The 15,091-nt window shown below is 59.7% G+C and carries 12 protein-coding genes; 3 read left to right on the top strand and 9 right to left on the bottom strand.

The genetic code is table 11. The features are described from left to right. Positions 1-19: 19 nt before the first annotated feature. The 6 genes from RHM62_RS10035 to RHM62_RS10010 form a co-directional block, all read right to left on the bottom strand. On the bottom strand, positions 20-1,015 hold the full coding sequence (locus RHM62_RS10035; protein WP_322121974.1) for an NADP-dependent oxidoreductase: 996 nt from the start codon (positions 1,013-1,015) through the stop codon (positions 20-22). 14 nt (positions 1,016-1,029) lie between these two features. Beyond that, complete coding sequence (locus RHM62_RS10030) at positions 1,030-1,473, bottom strand: PaaI family thioesterase (protein ID WP_322121973.1); 444 nt, start codon at positions 1,471-1,473, stop codon at positions 1,030-1,032. Next, positions 1,473-2,252: an SDR family oxidoreductase gene (locus RHM62_RS10025; RefSeq protein ID WP_322121972.1), complete on the bottom strand. Its 780-nt coding sequence runs from the start codon at positions 2,250-2,252 to the stop codon at positions 1,473-1,475. Before RHM62_RS10025 ends, RHM62_RS10030 begins: the two co-directional genes overlap by 1 nt. 43 nt (positions 2,253-2,295) lie before the next feature. After that, the gene (locus tag RHM62_RS10020; protein ID WP_009667491.1) at positions 2,296-2,622 is read right to left on the bottom strand and encodes a Dabb family protein; all 327 of its coding nucleotides are present in this window, start codon (positions 2,620-2,622) and stop codon (positions 2,296-2,298) included. A gap of 11 nt (positions 2,623-2,633) precedes the next feature. Next, entirely contained in the window at positions 2,634-4,448 is a 1,815-nt protein-coding gene (locus tag RHM62_RS10015; protein ID WP_322121971.1) for an acyl-CoA dehydrogenase, read from the bottom strand. Positions 4,449-4,527: 79 nt separating this feature from the next. Beyond that, the gene (locus RHM62_RS10010; protein ID WP_322121970.1) at positions 4,528-5,706 is read right to left on the bottom strand and encodes an acetyl-CoA C-acyltransferase; all 1,179 of its coding nucleotides are present in this window, start codon (positions 5,704-5,706) and stop codon (positions 4,528-4,530) included. A gap of 254 nt (positions 5,707-5,960) precedes the next feature. Here RHM62_RS10010 and RHM62_RS10005 point away from each other — a divergent pair, with 254 nt between their 5' ends. The 3 genes from RHM62_RS10005 to nadB all read left to right on the top strand — a co-directional run bounded on the left by RHM62_RS10005 (position 5,961) and on the right by nadB (position 10,828). Then, positions 5,961-7,634 (top strand): MFS transporter, encoded by a 1,674-nt coding sequence (locus RHM62_RS10005; RefSeq protein ID WP_322121969.1) that lies wholly within the window; start codon positions 5,961-5,963, stop codon positions 7,632-7,634. A 305-nt stretch (positions 7,635-7,939) separates the two neighbouring features. Then, positions 7,940-9,154, top strand: a complete 1,215-nt coding sequence (purT, locus tag RHM62_RS10000) for a formate-dependent phosphoribosylglycinamide formyltransferase (protein ID WP_322121968.1) — start codon at positions 7,940-7,942, stop codon at positions 9,152-9,154. A gap of 72 nt (positions 9,155-9,226) precedes the next feature. Continuing rightward, complete coding sequence (gene nadB / locus RHM62_RS09995; RefSeq protein ID WP_322121967.1) at positions 9,227-10,828, top strand: L-aspartate oxidase; 1,602 nt, start codon at positions 9,227-9,229, stop codon at positions 10,826-10,828. A 38-nt stretch (positions 10,829-10,866) separates the two neighbouring features. On the opposite strand, the gene RHM62_RS09990 is transcribed toward nadB, so the two are convergent. The 3 genes from RHM62_RS09990 to RHM62_RS09980 form a co-directional block, all read right to left on the bottom strand. Next, positions 10,867-11,367, bottom strand: a complete 501-nt coding sequence (locus RHM62_RS09990) for a hypothetical protein (protein WP_322121966.1) — start codon at positions 11,365-11,367, stop codon at positions 10,867-10,869. Between the two features lie 202 nt (positions 11,368-11,569). Beyond that, positions 11,570-12,907 carry a hypothetical protein gene (locus RHM62_RS09985; protein WP_322121965.1) on the bottom strand — a complete coding sequence of 446 codons (1,338 nt, stop codon included), beginning with the start codon at positions 12,905-12,907 and terminating at the stop codon, positions 11,570-11,572. A gap of 121 nt (positions 12,908-13,028) precedes the next feature. Further along, complete coding sequence (locus RHM62_RS09980) at positions 13,029-14,765, bottom strand: methyl-accepting chemotaxis protein (protein WP_322121964.1); 1,737 nt, start codon at positions 14,763-14,765, stop codon at positions 13,029-13,031. Positions 14,766-15,091 lie beyond the last annotated feature (326 nt).

The following is a 15,091-nucleotide window of genomic DNA, read 5'->3' as shown; positions in this document are numbered from 1 at the left end:
CAAAGGCTAAGGGAAAAGATCAGATCAGCTTGACCAGCTGCTTGCCGAAGTTCTTGCCCTTGAGCAGACCCATGAAAGCTTCCGGTGCGGCGTCCAATCCCTGGGCCACCGATTCACGGAATTTCAGCTTGCCGGTGGCGACCAGCGTGCCGAGTTCTTTCAAGCCTTCAGGCCACAGGTCGATGTGCTCGGAGACGATGAAGCCGCGTATCGTCAGGCGCATCGTCAGGATCATGCGCACGTTATTGAGCACCATCGGTTCGCCGTTGTAGCCGGCGATCAGACCGCAGACCGCGATCCGGCCAAACGCATTCATGCGCGCCAGTGCGGTATCGAAGACCACGCCGCCGACGTTCTCGAAAATCGCATCGATGCCATCCGGCGTCGCTGCAGCCAGGTCCGCGACAAAGCTCGGCGACTTGTAATCGACGCAGGCATCGAAGCCGAGTTCCTTGACCACATACGCGCATTTTTCCGGGCCACCGGCAATGCCGACGGCGCGGCATCCACGCAATTTGGCGAGCTGGCCGACCACGCTGCCGACCGCACCGCTGGCCGCCGAGACCACGATGGTCTCACCCGCCTTCGGTTGCATGATTTGTGTCAGGCCGAACCAGGCGGTCATGCCGGGCATGCCGACCGAACCCAGATACGCCGACAGCGGGATGTGGGTGGTATCAACCTTGCGCAACATCTGGCCATCGGAGACCGTCATCTCGGCCCAGCCGGAGCCGCCGACGACCTTATCGCCGACCGCGAATTTCGGGTTCCTGCTCTCGACGATTTCGCCGACGGTGCCGCCTATCATGACGGTGCCGATGGCTTGCGGTTCGGCGTAGCTCTTGCTGTCTTCCATGCGACCGCGCATGTACGGATCGAGCGACAGATAGTGATTGCGGATCAGTACCTGGCCATCAACGATGACCGGCACGGCGACTTCTTCAAGCCGGAAATTATCGGCGCTGACGTGGCCGGATGGACGGGAAGCGAGGACGATCTGACGGGTAGTAGTCATGCTGGACTCCTTGTTCAGGGAATGGATGTGTGATCAAGCTTGCGGCCGGCGGCGCGCCGCTTGAGGAATTTGAAGGTGCCCATCGCGCGCGCGACCAGCAGGTCGCCATTGCGCACTTCGCCCTCGCAAAATACCAGCGTGGTGGCGCGATGGCTGGCCCGGCCGATGGCAATGATGCGGCTGCCCGGATGACCGGCCGGTTGCAAAAAACTGGTGTGCATGTCGACCGTGACAGCGCCGCTGGCTTCCGGATCGAGCGAACGTCCGGCCAGCGCCATGACCACATCGAGCAAGGTCATCGTGACGCCGCCATGACCGACCTGCCAGCTGTTCATGTGACGCGTGCCGAGGGTCAGCGCAACGCGCGCCTCGCCATCGATCGCACCGAGGAACTCGACGCCCATTTCAGTCAGAAACGGGATCGTGTTTGGAAACGGCTTGGCGACCGTCCAGTCCATCAGACTGCCGACACGCCGCCATCGACCGCCAGAATCTGGCCGGTGATGTGCTTGCTGGCGTCGGACGCAAACAGCACGGCCGCACCTTTCAAATCTTCGTCGTCGCCAAGCCGGTTCAGCGGCGCGTGGCTGGCCAGTTCGTCCTTGCCCAACGTGGCCAGCAAACCCTTGGTCATCTTCGACGGGAAAAATCCCGGTGCCAGTGCATTGACGGTGATGCCGTACTGACCCCATTCACCGGCCAGCGTGCGGGTGAAGTTGACCACTGCACCTTTGGACGTGTTGTACGCGATGGTCTGCATGCCCGGCGGATTACCGGACAAGCCGGCGATCGACGCGACGTTGATGATGCGGCCGTATTGGCGCGGGATCATCGAGCGTTTGCCGACGGCTTGCGAAATCAGGAAGATGCTGCGGATGTTCAAGTTCATGACCTTGTCCCAGGCCTCGACCGGATGGTCTTCGGCCGGTGCGCCCCAGGTCGCGCCGGCGTTGTTGACGAGGATGTCGATGTGACCGAGGCGGCTCAGTGTTTCGGTGACGAGCGCATCAACAGCCGCTTCCTGCGATAGATCGGCGGCAACAGCGGAGGCATCGATACCCAGGCTTTTGAGATGCGCGACGGCCTCATCAAGTTCGGTTTGCTTGCGGGCCGACAGCACGATGCGTGCGCCCTGCTGGCCGAGTGCTTCGGCAATTTGCAGGCCGAGGCCGCGGGAACCGCCGGTGACCAGTGCGGTCTTGCCGTCGAGGTTGAACAGTTGCTGGGGTGTGCGCATGCGGTCTCCGAATTGTTATGGTTGTGGTTTAAAAAATCTGCGATTACAGGGACGACGTCACCGGCGCTTCCACCAGCATGTCCATGCAATGCCGCGTGGCGCGCACCGCGCCGATGAAGGGCTTGGTGGCGACATGCAGCGGGTGGTGCTGGTAGTCATCGAGTGCGTGAGCGGTATCAAATTCGGAATACAGCACGATGTCGCAGGTGCATTCCAGACCAGGCTGGGCCAGCGAGACCTCGAACTTCAGGATGCCGGGAACGATGTCCTTGCAGCTCTCCAGCAGTGCCTGCATTTTGAGCAGGTTGGTGGCTTTGTCGGCCCCTTCGGCCTCGTCCTTGAGGGTCCACATGACGATGTGCTTGATCATTTTTTTCCTAACTAGAACCAAGCGTCCTGCATGTCGAGCGTGGTCGTATCGAGGCTGGCCAGCAGATCGAGTTGCGCATCAATCTTCGGCAGCTCCCATTGGTAAAAGTACAGGCAGGCCTGCAGTTTACCCTTGTAGAAATCAGCATCGTGAGAACTGTCCTTGCCGACGGCCAGCAAAGCCTGTTCAAGCCAGATCCACGCCACCACCGCATGACCGAATGCTTCGAGATACAGCGAGGCATTGGCCAGTGTCCGGTTCAGGTCACCGGCTTCGTGCAGCGTGCGCGTGACGGCGACGATGCGCTGCCATGCCGCATCCAGCGCGCTGGCATGTACGGCCAGCGATGGCACGGCCATCGCGCGTTCGACGGTCTGGTGAATTTCAGCGCACAGCGCATGCAGCGCCGCACCATCCTGCATCGCCACCTTGCGCCCGAGCAGGTCGAGTCCCTGAATGCCGTGCGTGCCCTCGTGGATCGGGTTGAGCCGGTTGTCGCGATAAAACTGTTCGACGTTGTACTCGCGCGTGTAACCGTAGCCGCCATGGACCTGGATGGCCAGGTTGTTCGCTTCGAGGCACCACTGCGACGGCCACGACTTGGCAATCGGCGTGAGGATGTCGAGCAGCAGCGTGGCGCGCTTGCGTTCTTCGGGGGTGGCCGTGCGCTCGTCATCGACCAGTTTCGAGCAATACAGCGCCAGCGCCAGCCCGCCTTCGACATACGATTTCTGGGCCAGCAGCATGCGCCGCACGTCGGTGTGTTCGATGATAGGCAACTGCGGCATGGCCGGATCTTTGGCTTGCGGCGCACGGCCTTGCGGACGGTTGCGGGCGTAATCGAGCGCATGCAGATAACCGGTGTACCCCAACATCACCGCGCCGAGGCCGACGCCGATGCGGGCTTCGTTCATCATGTGGAACATGTTGGCCAGGCCCTTGTGCACCGTGCCGACCAGATAGCCGATTGCACCGGCCTTGCCCTGCGGCGTGAACTTGCCTTCGCCAAAATTGAGCAGGCAATTGGTGGTACCGCGATAGCCCATCTTGTGGTTCAGGCCGGCCAGCACGACATCGTTGCGCTCGCCCGACGTGCCATCGGCGTTCACCAGTTTTTTAGGGACGATGAACAGCGAGATGCCTTTCACGCCGGGGATCAGCTTGCCATCCGGACCCGGCACTTTGGCCAGCACCAGATGGACGATGTTCTCGGCCAGTTCGTGTTCACCGGCCGAGATCCACATCTTGTTGCCGGTCAGCCGGTACGTACCATCGGCTTGCGGCTCGGCGCGGGTGACGATGTCCGACAGGCTGGAACCGGCCTGCGGTTCGGACAGGCACATCGTGCCGAAAAACCGGCCGCTCAGCATCGGCTTGACGAAGGTGTCGATCTGCTCGGGCGTGCCGCATTTCATCAGCGTGTTGGCATTGCCGATGGTCAGGAACGGGTATGACGAAGTGCCGACATTGGCACCTTTGAAATACGCGAAGCCGGCTTTCTCGACCACGCACGGCAGCTGCATGCCGCCGTTGTCGAAGTCCTGGCCGGCGGCCATCAGACCGGCGGCGCTGAAGGCATCGAGCGCGACCTTGACATCGCCGATCATGTGGACGGCGCTGCCATCAAAGTGCGGTTCGTTCTGGTCGCTTTTTTTGTTGTGCGGTGCGAACAGGTCGACCGCGATGCGCTCGCAGGTATCGATGGCGGCATTGAAAGTATCGGCGGAATGATCGGCAAAGCGCGCGCGCTCGGCCAGCTTCTCGACATGCAGCCACTCGTAGAGCAGGAAGTCGAGATCGCGACGGGACAAAATCTTGGATTGCATCGGGAGCTCCGGCAAGGGATCGATTGCACGCGATCGAATCGCGCACAACCGAACCGGTTTTACAGTCAGATTACTTCGATCAGATCACTTCGAACAGGCCAGCTGCGCCCTGCCCGCCGCCGATGCACATCGTCACGACGACATACTTGACGCCACGGCGCTTGCCTTCGATCAGCGCATGGCCGGTCAGGCGTGCGCCCGACACGCCGTACGGATGGCCGACGGCAATCGCGCCGCCGTTGACATTGAGGCGGTCCAGCGGGATGCCCAGCGTGTCGGCGCAATACAGCACCTGCACGGCAAACGCTTCATTGAGTTCCCACAGGCCGATATCTTCGACTTTCAGGCCGGCTTTTTTCAGCAGCTTTGGAATCGCATAAACCGGGCCGATGCCCATTTCATCAGGCTCGCAACCGGCGATGGCGAAGCCGCGATAAATGCCCAGCGGGGTCAGGCCACGCGCTTCGGCAACCTTGCTGTTCATGACCACGGCAACCGACGCGCCATCCGAAAACTGGCTGGCATTACCGGCCGAGATGACGCCGCCGGGAACTGCGCTGCGGATCTTCGAGACGGCTTCGTAGGTCGTGTCGGCACGGATGCCTTCGTCGGCCGAGATCGTCACCTCGCGGCTGACCAGCATGCCGGTGGCCTTGTCGGCGACGCCCATGATCGTCGTCATCGGCGCGATTTCGGTATCGAACTTGCCGGCCAACATGGCGGCATGGGCACGCTGCTGGCTCTGCGCACCGTAGGCATCCTGGCGCTCGCGGCTGATGTTGTAGCGCTTGGCCACGGTCTCGGCGGTTTGCAACATCGGCCAGTACACCTCCGGCTTGTTTTGCTGCAGCCAGACTTCGCGCAGCATGTGGGTATTGGCTTCCTGCTGGACACACGAGATCGACTCGACTCCGCCGGCGGCGTAGATATCGCCTTCGCCGGCAATGATGCGCTGGGCCGCGGTGGCGATGGTTTGCAGGCCCGACGAGCAAAAGCGGTTAATCGTCATGCCGCCGGTGGTGACCGGGCAGCCGGCACGCAAGGCAATCTGACGCGCGATATTGCTGCCGGTGGCGCCTTCAGGCGTCGCACAACCGATGATCACGTCTTCGATCTCGCCGGCGTCAATGCCGGCGCGCGCGATCGCGTGCTGGAGCGCATGACCGCCCAGCGTCGCGCCGTGGGTCATATTAAAAGCACCTTTCCAGGATTTGGCGAGTGCGGTACGTGCGGTAGATACGATGACTGCGTCGGTCATTTGGGTCTCCTGAATGGGATTGGGGCGGGCTGTCGCTCGGACTGGTACTGCAACGGGAAACGAGAATAGCATGATTAAGTACGGTCGTTCGCAAAATTATTCCACTGCCGCCAACGCCAAAAGCCAGTGGTGATGGTGCTGCAAGAATCCCGTAAGTTTTGCATTGCACACTCCAGAACAGCATCGCAGTCGTCACACCCAGTGCGCAGCCGCCAAGCGCACAACGATACTAAACAGACCATATGGAGACAACCATGGCTACAGCATCACCGGCATCACAGGCATCACACAAAATTACTCCAGAGGAGCGCAAGGTGATTTTTGCCTCGTCGCTCGGCACCGTTTTCGAATGGTACGACTTCTATTTGTACGGCTCACTCGCCGCCATCATTGCCAAGCAATTCTTTGCCGGCACCGATCCAAATACCGCCTTCATTTTTGCGCTGCTGGCCTTTGCTGCCGGTTTCATCGTGCGGCCGTTCGGCGCACTCGTGTTCGGTCGCCTCGGTGACATGATCGGCCGCAAGTACACCTTCCTCGTCACCATCGTACTGATGGGTGCATCGACCTTCCTGGTGGGTATTCTGCCGAACTATGCTTCGATCGGGATTGCTGCACCAATCATTCTGGTCACGCTGCGTATCGTCCAGGGCCTTGCGCTCGGCGGCGAATACGGCGGTGCTGCGACTTATGTCGCCGAGCATGCACCGGACCACAAGCGCGGTGCCTTCACTGCGTGGATCCAGACGACTGCCACGCTGGGCCTGTTCCTGTCACTGCTGGTGATCCTCGGTACCCGTACCGCGATGGGCGAAACCGCCTTCGGCGAATGGGGCTGGCGCATTCCGTTCCTGCTGTCAGTGTTCCTGCTGGCAGTGTCGGTCTGGATTCGTTTGTCAATGAGTGAATCGCCGGCGTTTGCCCGCATGAAAGCCGAGGGCAAGACGTCGAAGGCACCGCTGTCGGAAGCCTTCGGCCAATGGAAAAACCTGAAGATCGTGATCCTCGCGCTGATCGGCCTGACCGCCGGCCAGGCCGTGGTCTGGTACACCGGCCAGTTCTATGCGCTGTTCTTCCTGACGCAAACGCTGAAGGTCGATGGCTCTACCGCCAACATCCTGATCGCCGCCTCGCTGCTGATCGGCACGCCATTCTTCCTGCTCTTCGGTTCGCTGTCGGACAAGATCGGCCGCAAGCCGATCATCATGGGCGGCATGCTGATTGCGGCGCTGACTTACTTTCCTTTGTTTAGCGGCCTCACTCACTTCGCCAATCCGGCGCTCGAAGCGGCGTTGACCAAGTCACCGGTGGTTGTTACTGCCGACCAATCGACATGCCAATTCCTGTTCAACCCGACCGGCACCAAGAAGTTCACTTCATCGTGCGATATTTCGCGCACCGTACTGGCCAATGCTTCGGTCAACTACAGCAATGTGGAAGGACCGGCCGGATCGCTGGCCTCGGTAAAAATCGGCGATAAAGTAATCCAGAGTTACGACGCTGTCGGCTTGTCGAAAGAAGATGCTGCCGCCAAGGACAAGGCCTTCAAGAAAGAAATGGGCGACGCCATCAAGGCCGCCGGTTATCCGACCAAGGCCGATCCGGATCAGATCAACAAACCGATGGTGCTGTTGCTGCTGACCATCCTGGTGATCTACGTGACGATGGTCTACGGCCCGATCGCCGCGATGCTCGTCGAGATGTTCCCGACCCGCATCCGCTACACGTCGATGTCGCTGCCGTATCACATCGGTAACGGCTGGTTTGGTGGTTTGCTGCCAACCACGGCGTTCGCGCTGGTCGCCTACAAGGGCGACATTTACTACGGCCTCTGGTATCCGATCGTCATCGCCGCCGTCTGTTTTGTCATCGGCATGCTGTTTGTCAAAGAAACCAAGGACAACGACATCTACGCTGCCGATCACTGACCGGTCCGCGTTGTGTCGTGAAAGCCGCCGGCCTTGTCCGGCGGTTTTTTTTATTTGACGTCGACTCACCTGGTATTACAAAATCCCGGCATATTTTGATTAATGCCGCGGCTTTGTATGAGCACACGAACATGCTTCCCAACGCCGAATAGATCGTAGGGTGCAATAACCAAAGGGCATTGCACCAAGCGAATCAGGCAGCTGGAATAACGCGATTTTTTTCCTTCCCGCCACGCTAATCAAGCCCATCCACCCGCATGCAGGCGGTATCATGCTGGTCACTTTTCCCACACTGGCACCGACCCATGAAAACTCCTGTCCGCTTCGGCACTCCGCTCTCGTCCAACGCCACTAAAGTCATGCTGCTAGGCTCCGGCGAACTGGGCAAGGAAGTCATCATTGCGCTGCAGCGACTGGGCGTTGAAGTCATCGCCGTCGACCGTTATGCTGATGCACCCGGACAGCAAGTTGCGCACCGGGCGCACGTGATTAACATGGCCGATGGCGACGCGCTGGCCGCGCTGATCGCGCTTGAAAAACCGGACCTGGTTGTGCCCGAGATCGAAGCCATCGCCACCACCCGCTTGATGGAACTCGAACAGGCCGGCGACGTCACCGTGATCCCGACCGCCCGCGCTGCCTGGCTGACGATGAACCGCGAAGGCATCCGTCGCCTCGCCGCCGAAGAATTGCAATTACCAACCTCGCCTTACCGCTTCGCCGACAGCAAGGCCGAGCTGCAGGCGGCGTGCGCCGAGATCGGTTTCCCGTGCATCATCAAGCCCGTCATGTCGTCGTCCGGCAAGGGCCAGTCCAAGCTCGACGGCCCCGATGAAGTCGCTGCCGCCTGGGATTACGCCGCCGCCGGCAGCCGCGTCGATGCCGGTCGGGTGATCGTCGAAGGCTTCATTGATTTCGAATACGAAATCACGCTGCTGACCGTGCGCTCGCTCGATGAGCACGGCAGCATCATTACCTCTTTTTGCGAGCCGATCGGCCATATCCAGGTCAATGGCGATTACGTCGAAAGCTGGCAGCCGCATCCGATGCCATCGGCCGCACTGGTCAATGCACAAGCCATTGCCAGGGCGGTCACCGACAACCTCGGCGGTCGCGGCTTGTTCGGTGTCGAGCTGTTCGTCAAGGGTGACAAAGTGTGGTTCTCGGAAGTCAGCCCGCGTCCGCATGACACCGGCATGGTGACGATGGCCAGCCAGGTCCAGAGCGAATTCGAGATCCACGCCAAGGCCATCCTCGGCCTGCCGGTCAATGTCGCCCTGAAAGCACCGGGTGCCTCAGCCGTCATTTATGGTCGCCATGATGCCAAGGGCATCGCCTTCGATGGCGTGGCCAATGCCTTGCGCATCCCCGGCACCGACATCCGCCTGTTCGGCAAGCCGGAGTCGTTTGCGCACCGGCGCATGGGTGTTGCGCTGGCCGTTGCCGCCGATATTGACACCGCGCGCAGCAATGCCAAAGCCGCTGCCGCCCGGGTGATTCCGGTCTTGCCCGAGGCCTGATGGGTAGTGCCAAACAGCAACTCGAAAATGACCTATAGTCGACCTTCTTTTCCAATATGAAGAACACCCACCATGAAATTTGATGTCGCCATCGTCGGCAGCGGACTGGCCGGATTGTCCGTTGCATTGCACCTCGCAAAAACCCGCAAGGTCGTCGTCATCTCCAAGCGTGAACTGCTCGATGGCGCCAGCAACTGGGCCCAGGGCGGCATCGCCGCGGTGCTCGATTCCGGCGACAGCTATGACGAACATGTCGCCGACACGCTGGTGGCCGGTGCCGGTTTATGCGATGAAAGCGCGACCCGCTTCATCATCGAACATGGCCGCGAAGCAATCGAGTGGCTCATCGAACAAGGCGTGCCGTTCACCCGTGACGACACCGCCGAACTGGGTTTTCATCTGACCCGCGAAGGCGGCCACAGCCAGCGCCGTATCATCCACGCGGCCGACGCCACCGGCCATGCGGTACAGGTCACGCTGGAACAGATCGTACGCAACAACCCCAACATCACGCTGCTCGAACACCACTACGCGATCGACGTGATCAAGTCGAACAAGCTGCCCGGTGGCGGCGAAGAACCGCACTGCCTCGGCCTGTATGTGCAAGACGTCAAGAGCGGCAAGGTCAGCACGATCGCCGCCGACCACACGGTGCTGGCCACCGGCGGCGCAGGCAAGGTGTATCTGTACACCACCAACCCGGACACCGCGACCGGTGACGGCATCGCGATGGCCTGGCGCGCCGGCTGCCGCGTGGCCAACATGGAGTTCATCCAGTTTCATCCGACCTGCTTGTACCACCCGTATGCGAAGTCCTTCCTGATCACCGAAGCCGTGCGCGGCGAAGGCGGCATGCTGAAGTTGCCGGCCTCTGCCGGCGAGGCGGCCGGCACGCGCTTCATGCTGGACCAGGACGAGCGCGCCGAACTGGCACCACGCGATATCGTCGCCCGGGCCATCGATGCCGAAATGAAAAAGCGCGGCCTCGATCACGTCGACCTCGACATCAGCCACAAGTCGCCGGAGTTTTTGCTGGAGCATTTTCCGACCATCCTGGCGCGTTGCCTGGAGCTGGGCATCGATATCACCAAAGAGCCGATTCCGGTCGTGCCGGCGGCGCACTACACCTGCGGCGGCGTAGTCACGGACCTGGCGGGACGCACCGACCTGCCGGGCCTGTATGCGGTCGGCGAGACGTCTTATACCGGTTTGCATGGCGCTAACCGGCTGGCCAGCAATTCGCTGCTCGAATGCATCGTGCTCGGTCGCGCCGCCGCGCAATTCATCGAACAGCAACCGACCCGCATGGAAATCGCCCTGCCCGCCTGGGATGAAAGCCGCGTCACCAATGCCGACGAAGAAGTCGTGCTGTCGCATAACTGGGACGAGCTGCGTCGCTTCATGTGGAATTACGTCGGCATCGTGCGCACCACCAAACGACTCGAGCGCGCCCAGCACCGGATCCGTTTGCTCAAGGAAGAAATCGACGAGTACTACGCGCACTTCCGCATCACGCGTGATTTGCTCGAATTGCGCAATCTGGTCGAAGTCGCTTCGCTGATCGTGCATAGCGCGCTGTCACGGCGCGAAAGTCGCGGCCTGCATTTCAGCCGGGATTTTCCGGATACCTTGCCGAAGGCATTGCCGACGGTGCTGTCACCGGACTGGCGCTAAGGTCAATGTGATTCTGCGTGGCGAATGGCGCAGGAACCCTACCTGACTTTGTGATCTTCGCGCTTCGCATCTTCCATTGCCCCCGGTTCCAGTTCCTCGGCTGAGCGGTTGAGGTGTATGAATAGTCCCCACGCAGCCAGCAGCACGCCGACTCCCACCAATATGCTGGCGGCGTACACAAGTTGCATGGGATCTTCTTGCGCTTTGAAGGTGGCGACCAAGCCTTCAATGGACAACGCCACCACGATGACTACCAGGAACCGTGACAAAAACCGGCGAACGCGGGTCGGCGCGCTGATGTCGGCGTCACGAATGACCTCTTCTTCAATGATCGTTTCGGCAATTTGCAGAGCGACGACGGCGACTGTCAATATTCCTATCGCCCCGATGACTGCCTGCGCTGCAGCCCGGTCCCAAGCGCCCATGACGGCCAACCATCCCATATGGGCGGCAATCACAATCAGCATGAGTGCCGCGCAGGCAAACAGACATGCCATCAAGCCGTGAACCAATCCGAACAGGCGCAAGAGTATTTTCATGGCGCCATCATGGCATAGATGTGCAAATGGCTAATTGACGGGCACCCTCAAATTCCGGGAAAAGAATCGCACCGCAAGGATTTTCGCCGGATCGCTCAGCAATAACTGATTGAAGAATAAGGCGTCGAGGCCTGCATCTGCGCCGGGATTATCCGGATACGTTATCGAAGGCGCGGTCGCCGGACTGGCGCTAGCAGCCTGACTACGGGTCAGTCTGCCCGGCCTGCGTGTGCAAGGCCAACGCATTAGGCCCCAGCCTGGCACCCAGCACCTTGTCCATCGCGGCCACCACTGCGCTCACCGGCAGCGTATCGAGCGACACCGGCGACATGCCGGCCGTCCCCGGGGTGTAATGGCATAGCGTCACCGGTGCCAGCAGTTTCGCGATCAAGGTGTCGCAGACCAGCTGCTTGTCGGCCCCGGTCAGGCGATTGAATTTTTCCTTCGCCGCTGACTTTTTTAAGGCCGCATTATTGTCGCCTACCGACAATTGCTGCATCAGGAAGTCTTTGACCAGTCGATGGTCGCTGCCCTGCTTCTGCAAGCCGATCGCCAATGCCGAGCGGGCGACCTGCAATTCGATGGCCGCGCACAAGCCTTCGCCCACTTCCTTGCCCACCTCGACGGCAGTGGCATCCCATAACCAAAGCCGCGCAATCACCTCATTGTGCGGAACTGATCCATCCGGATAAAGAGCAGACTGGCGATGTGCTCTGTAGCCCCGGATCTGTTGTCGCAACGCCGACAGAGATTCATGTAACTGGTTGAACGGCAATGGCGTTTTCAGATTTTTTTTGATCGGCGGCTGTGCCTTGAAAGCATCGATCAATTCTGCATGAGAAAAACGGCGTGACTTGACCTTTCGGACGAACTCTTTTGTAAAACCATCATTCGACGCGAAGCTGAGGGTATTGCCAAACATTTTCCGGTAGTTGTCGACTTTTCCTATCGTGCCAACGTCCTGTTCTAACGGCGTGGCATACATCACCGATGGCATGCCGTGCCAGCGCGGACGATCCGGGTGGCTGGAAATCGTCGCGATCCCGACATCGGGATAAATAGCCGTTGCCGGCGTCAGCTGGATATTCCTTTCGGGGAGCTGATTATTTAGCGTGTTGCGCTCGGTTTTTCCTGGCGTACCCGAGTCGGGAAACTGCGGATCGTCCGGATGACGCGCGCTCTTCCGGGTCAGTGTACGCAACAGAAACGCTTGCCGGCTCTCAGAAAAAGCCAAGGCCAGCGGTGCCGTGTTGAAGCAAAATTTTTTCAGGAAAGCGATGTCGCCGAATGCCTTGAGCAATTCATCGGCACTGCCACAGCCCGCCTGGCGCCCGATCAATTCCGCCCGCGCGTCCAGCAATTGTCTGATGGCGATCGCATCCTCGGTGACCGGTCGCAGCTTGTCCTGCAGCCGGTTCAAGGTGCCGGTCGACAATCTCCGCACGCGCACTGCCGCATCAGTGCTTGTCGTTCCGGCGGGGGTCGATGGCGCAGTGTCAGGGCGTACCTGAAGCGGCGGTAACGTTGGCTTGAGTTTCATGAGATCTCCGTGAGGATGAAACAGAACGACAGATCTCAATGAGTAACCGGAAGAAGTAACTAATTCATTCCTGCCGGACACGGCCCCGTGACGGCATCAACAAAGTGCCGTCACGGGGCGCTCAGAAACTTTCCCGGCGCTCATCGACACCGCTCGCCAGTCGCGCCTGGTTTGCCGATGCCGCGCCGGCCACCGGACGGTTTCCCAGCGACTTCGGTGCGCTTGCGCTTGCCGTTTTCACTCTCGGCACCGCCACAAGACGGGACGCTGCACCGTGCGGCACCACCGCAGCGATACGCGGCAACTGGCGATCATCCAGCTTGAACGCAGCCATCGCTTGCACCAGTTCGGCGGATTGCTCGCTCAAGCTGGTCGCACCTGCGGCCATCTCTTCGACCAGGGCAGCGTTTTGCTGCGTTGACTGGTCCATCGTGAGGATTGCCTCGCACACTTGCGCCACGCCCTGGTTCTGCTCGACGCTGGCGGCGCTGATTTCTCCCATGATGTCGGTGACGCGGCGGATGCTGCTGACGATTTCCTGCATCGTGTTGCCGGCGCGATCGACGAGCAAAGTCCCTTTGCCGACGCGATCGACACTATCGCTAATCAAGACCTTGATTTCCTTGGCTGCATCGGCGCTGCGCCGCGCCAGGCTCCGGACCTCAGTGGCGACTACCGCGAAACCGCGCCCCTGCTCGCCGGCGCGGGCGGCTTCGACAGCGGCATTGAGGGCCAGGATATTGGTCTGAAAAGCAATTCCGTCGATCACGCTGATGATGTCGGTGATACGACGCGAACTGGCATTGATGCCTTTCATGGTGTCCACTACTTCCGACACCACCTGGCCACCAGCGACGGCTACATTACTGGCGTTCCGGGCCAGCTGATTAGCCTGACGCGCGTTGTCGGCATTTTGCTTCACGGTGGTCCCCAGTTGCTCCATCGAGGAAGCGGTTTCTTCGAGCGCGCCGGCTTGCTGTTCGGTGCGATTCGACAGATCGATATTGCCTTCGGCAATTTCAGCCGAAGCGACGGACACGCTATCGGCACCCCGCCGCACGCTGGCCACCATGCCGATCAGGCTGGTCTGCATCGCCAGCAATTGCGCCATCAGGCTGGTCGTATCGCCACGCGACACGTTGATCACGCCGGTCAGATCACCCTGGGCAACGGAACGGGCCACATTCGCTGCTTCACCCGGTTCGCCACCCAGTTGCCTGACCAGACCGCGTGAAATAAATACCGCGACGATGACACCCAACGCGGACGCCAGCAGCCCAAGAAAAATAATCAGGTTGCGCGCACTAAGATAGCTATCCACTGCCGCGTCACTTGCCACTGTGGTCTGCTTTTCTTCAAAGTCAATGAGCTTATTGATCGCCGCAAAATACGCTGCCTGCAACGTGTAGTTTTCGCCGAACAACAGTGCGGTTGCGTCGTCGTTCTTGTTCGATAAACCCAGACGAATCACTTCTCGGGTGTAGGCCCGGTAAGCCATTTGACTGGAGGCCAGTACACCGAGCAACTCCCGCTCTTGCTGTACGGCCAGATTTTTTTCCAAAAACGCCTGATGCGTCGAGGCATCCTGAATATTTTTGTCAAACTTGGCCTTGTACTCTGTCTTTTTTTGTTCATCAGTGAGCAGGATGATGTTGCGGATAATCTGTGCATTATCTCCCGCGACAGAGGCCAGGCCATGAAGCGCTCCCAGCACTGGCACACGTTCATGTGTCAACACCTTGATTGCCTCACCGATGCTGGCCAGTCGCACAATGCTAATCGTCGAAATCAGAATCAACGACGCGATGACTACCCCGAAACCCCAGGCCATCTTGCTGGCCACTTTCATATTGCCCATACTTTCCCCTGTTCAGCCAATAAAATGATGTTGGAACCGGTGCCGGAGAGCGCCAGTGAATCGGGATTTTGATACGTTGCGAAAAACCGGTGCCGCCGTTATTTAGAGCCACGCTTACCACCAATAGAAATTGATGAATACCGGTAGTACCGGTAGCATTCTCACATATTCGATTGGTTCCGTGGAATAAATATTATTTTCTAGCAATATTTTTTAGACTCTCAAATTCCGCAAATTTTCCCGAACTGAAGCCGCTACTGCGCGCCGGGCAAGCAATGCACAAAGTTTGATCGATGCCGAATCCACCGTCACCGTGCGCGCTACCA

It is taken from the genome of Actimicrobium sp. CCC2.4, assembly GCF_034347385.1.
Lineage (GTDB): Bacteria > Pseudomonadota > Gammaproteobacteria > Burkholderiales > Burkholderiaceae_D > Actimicrobium.
The sequence above is the reverse complement of the archived record's forward strand: the minus strand, read 5'-3'. Positions and strand labels throughout refer to the sequence as shown.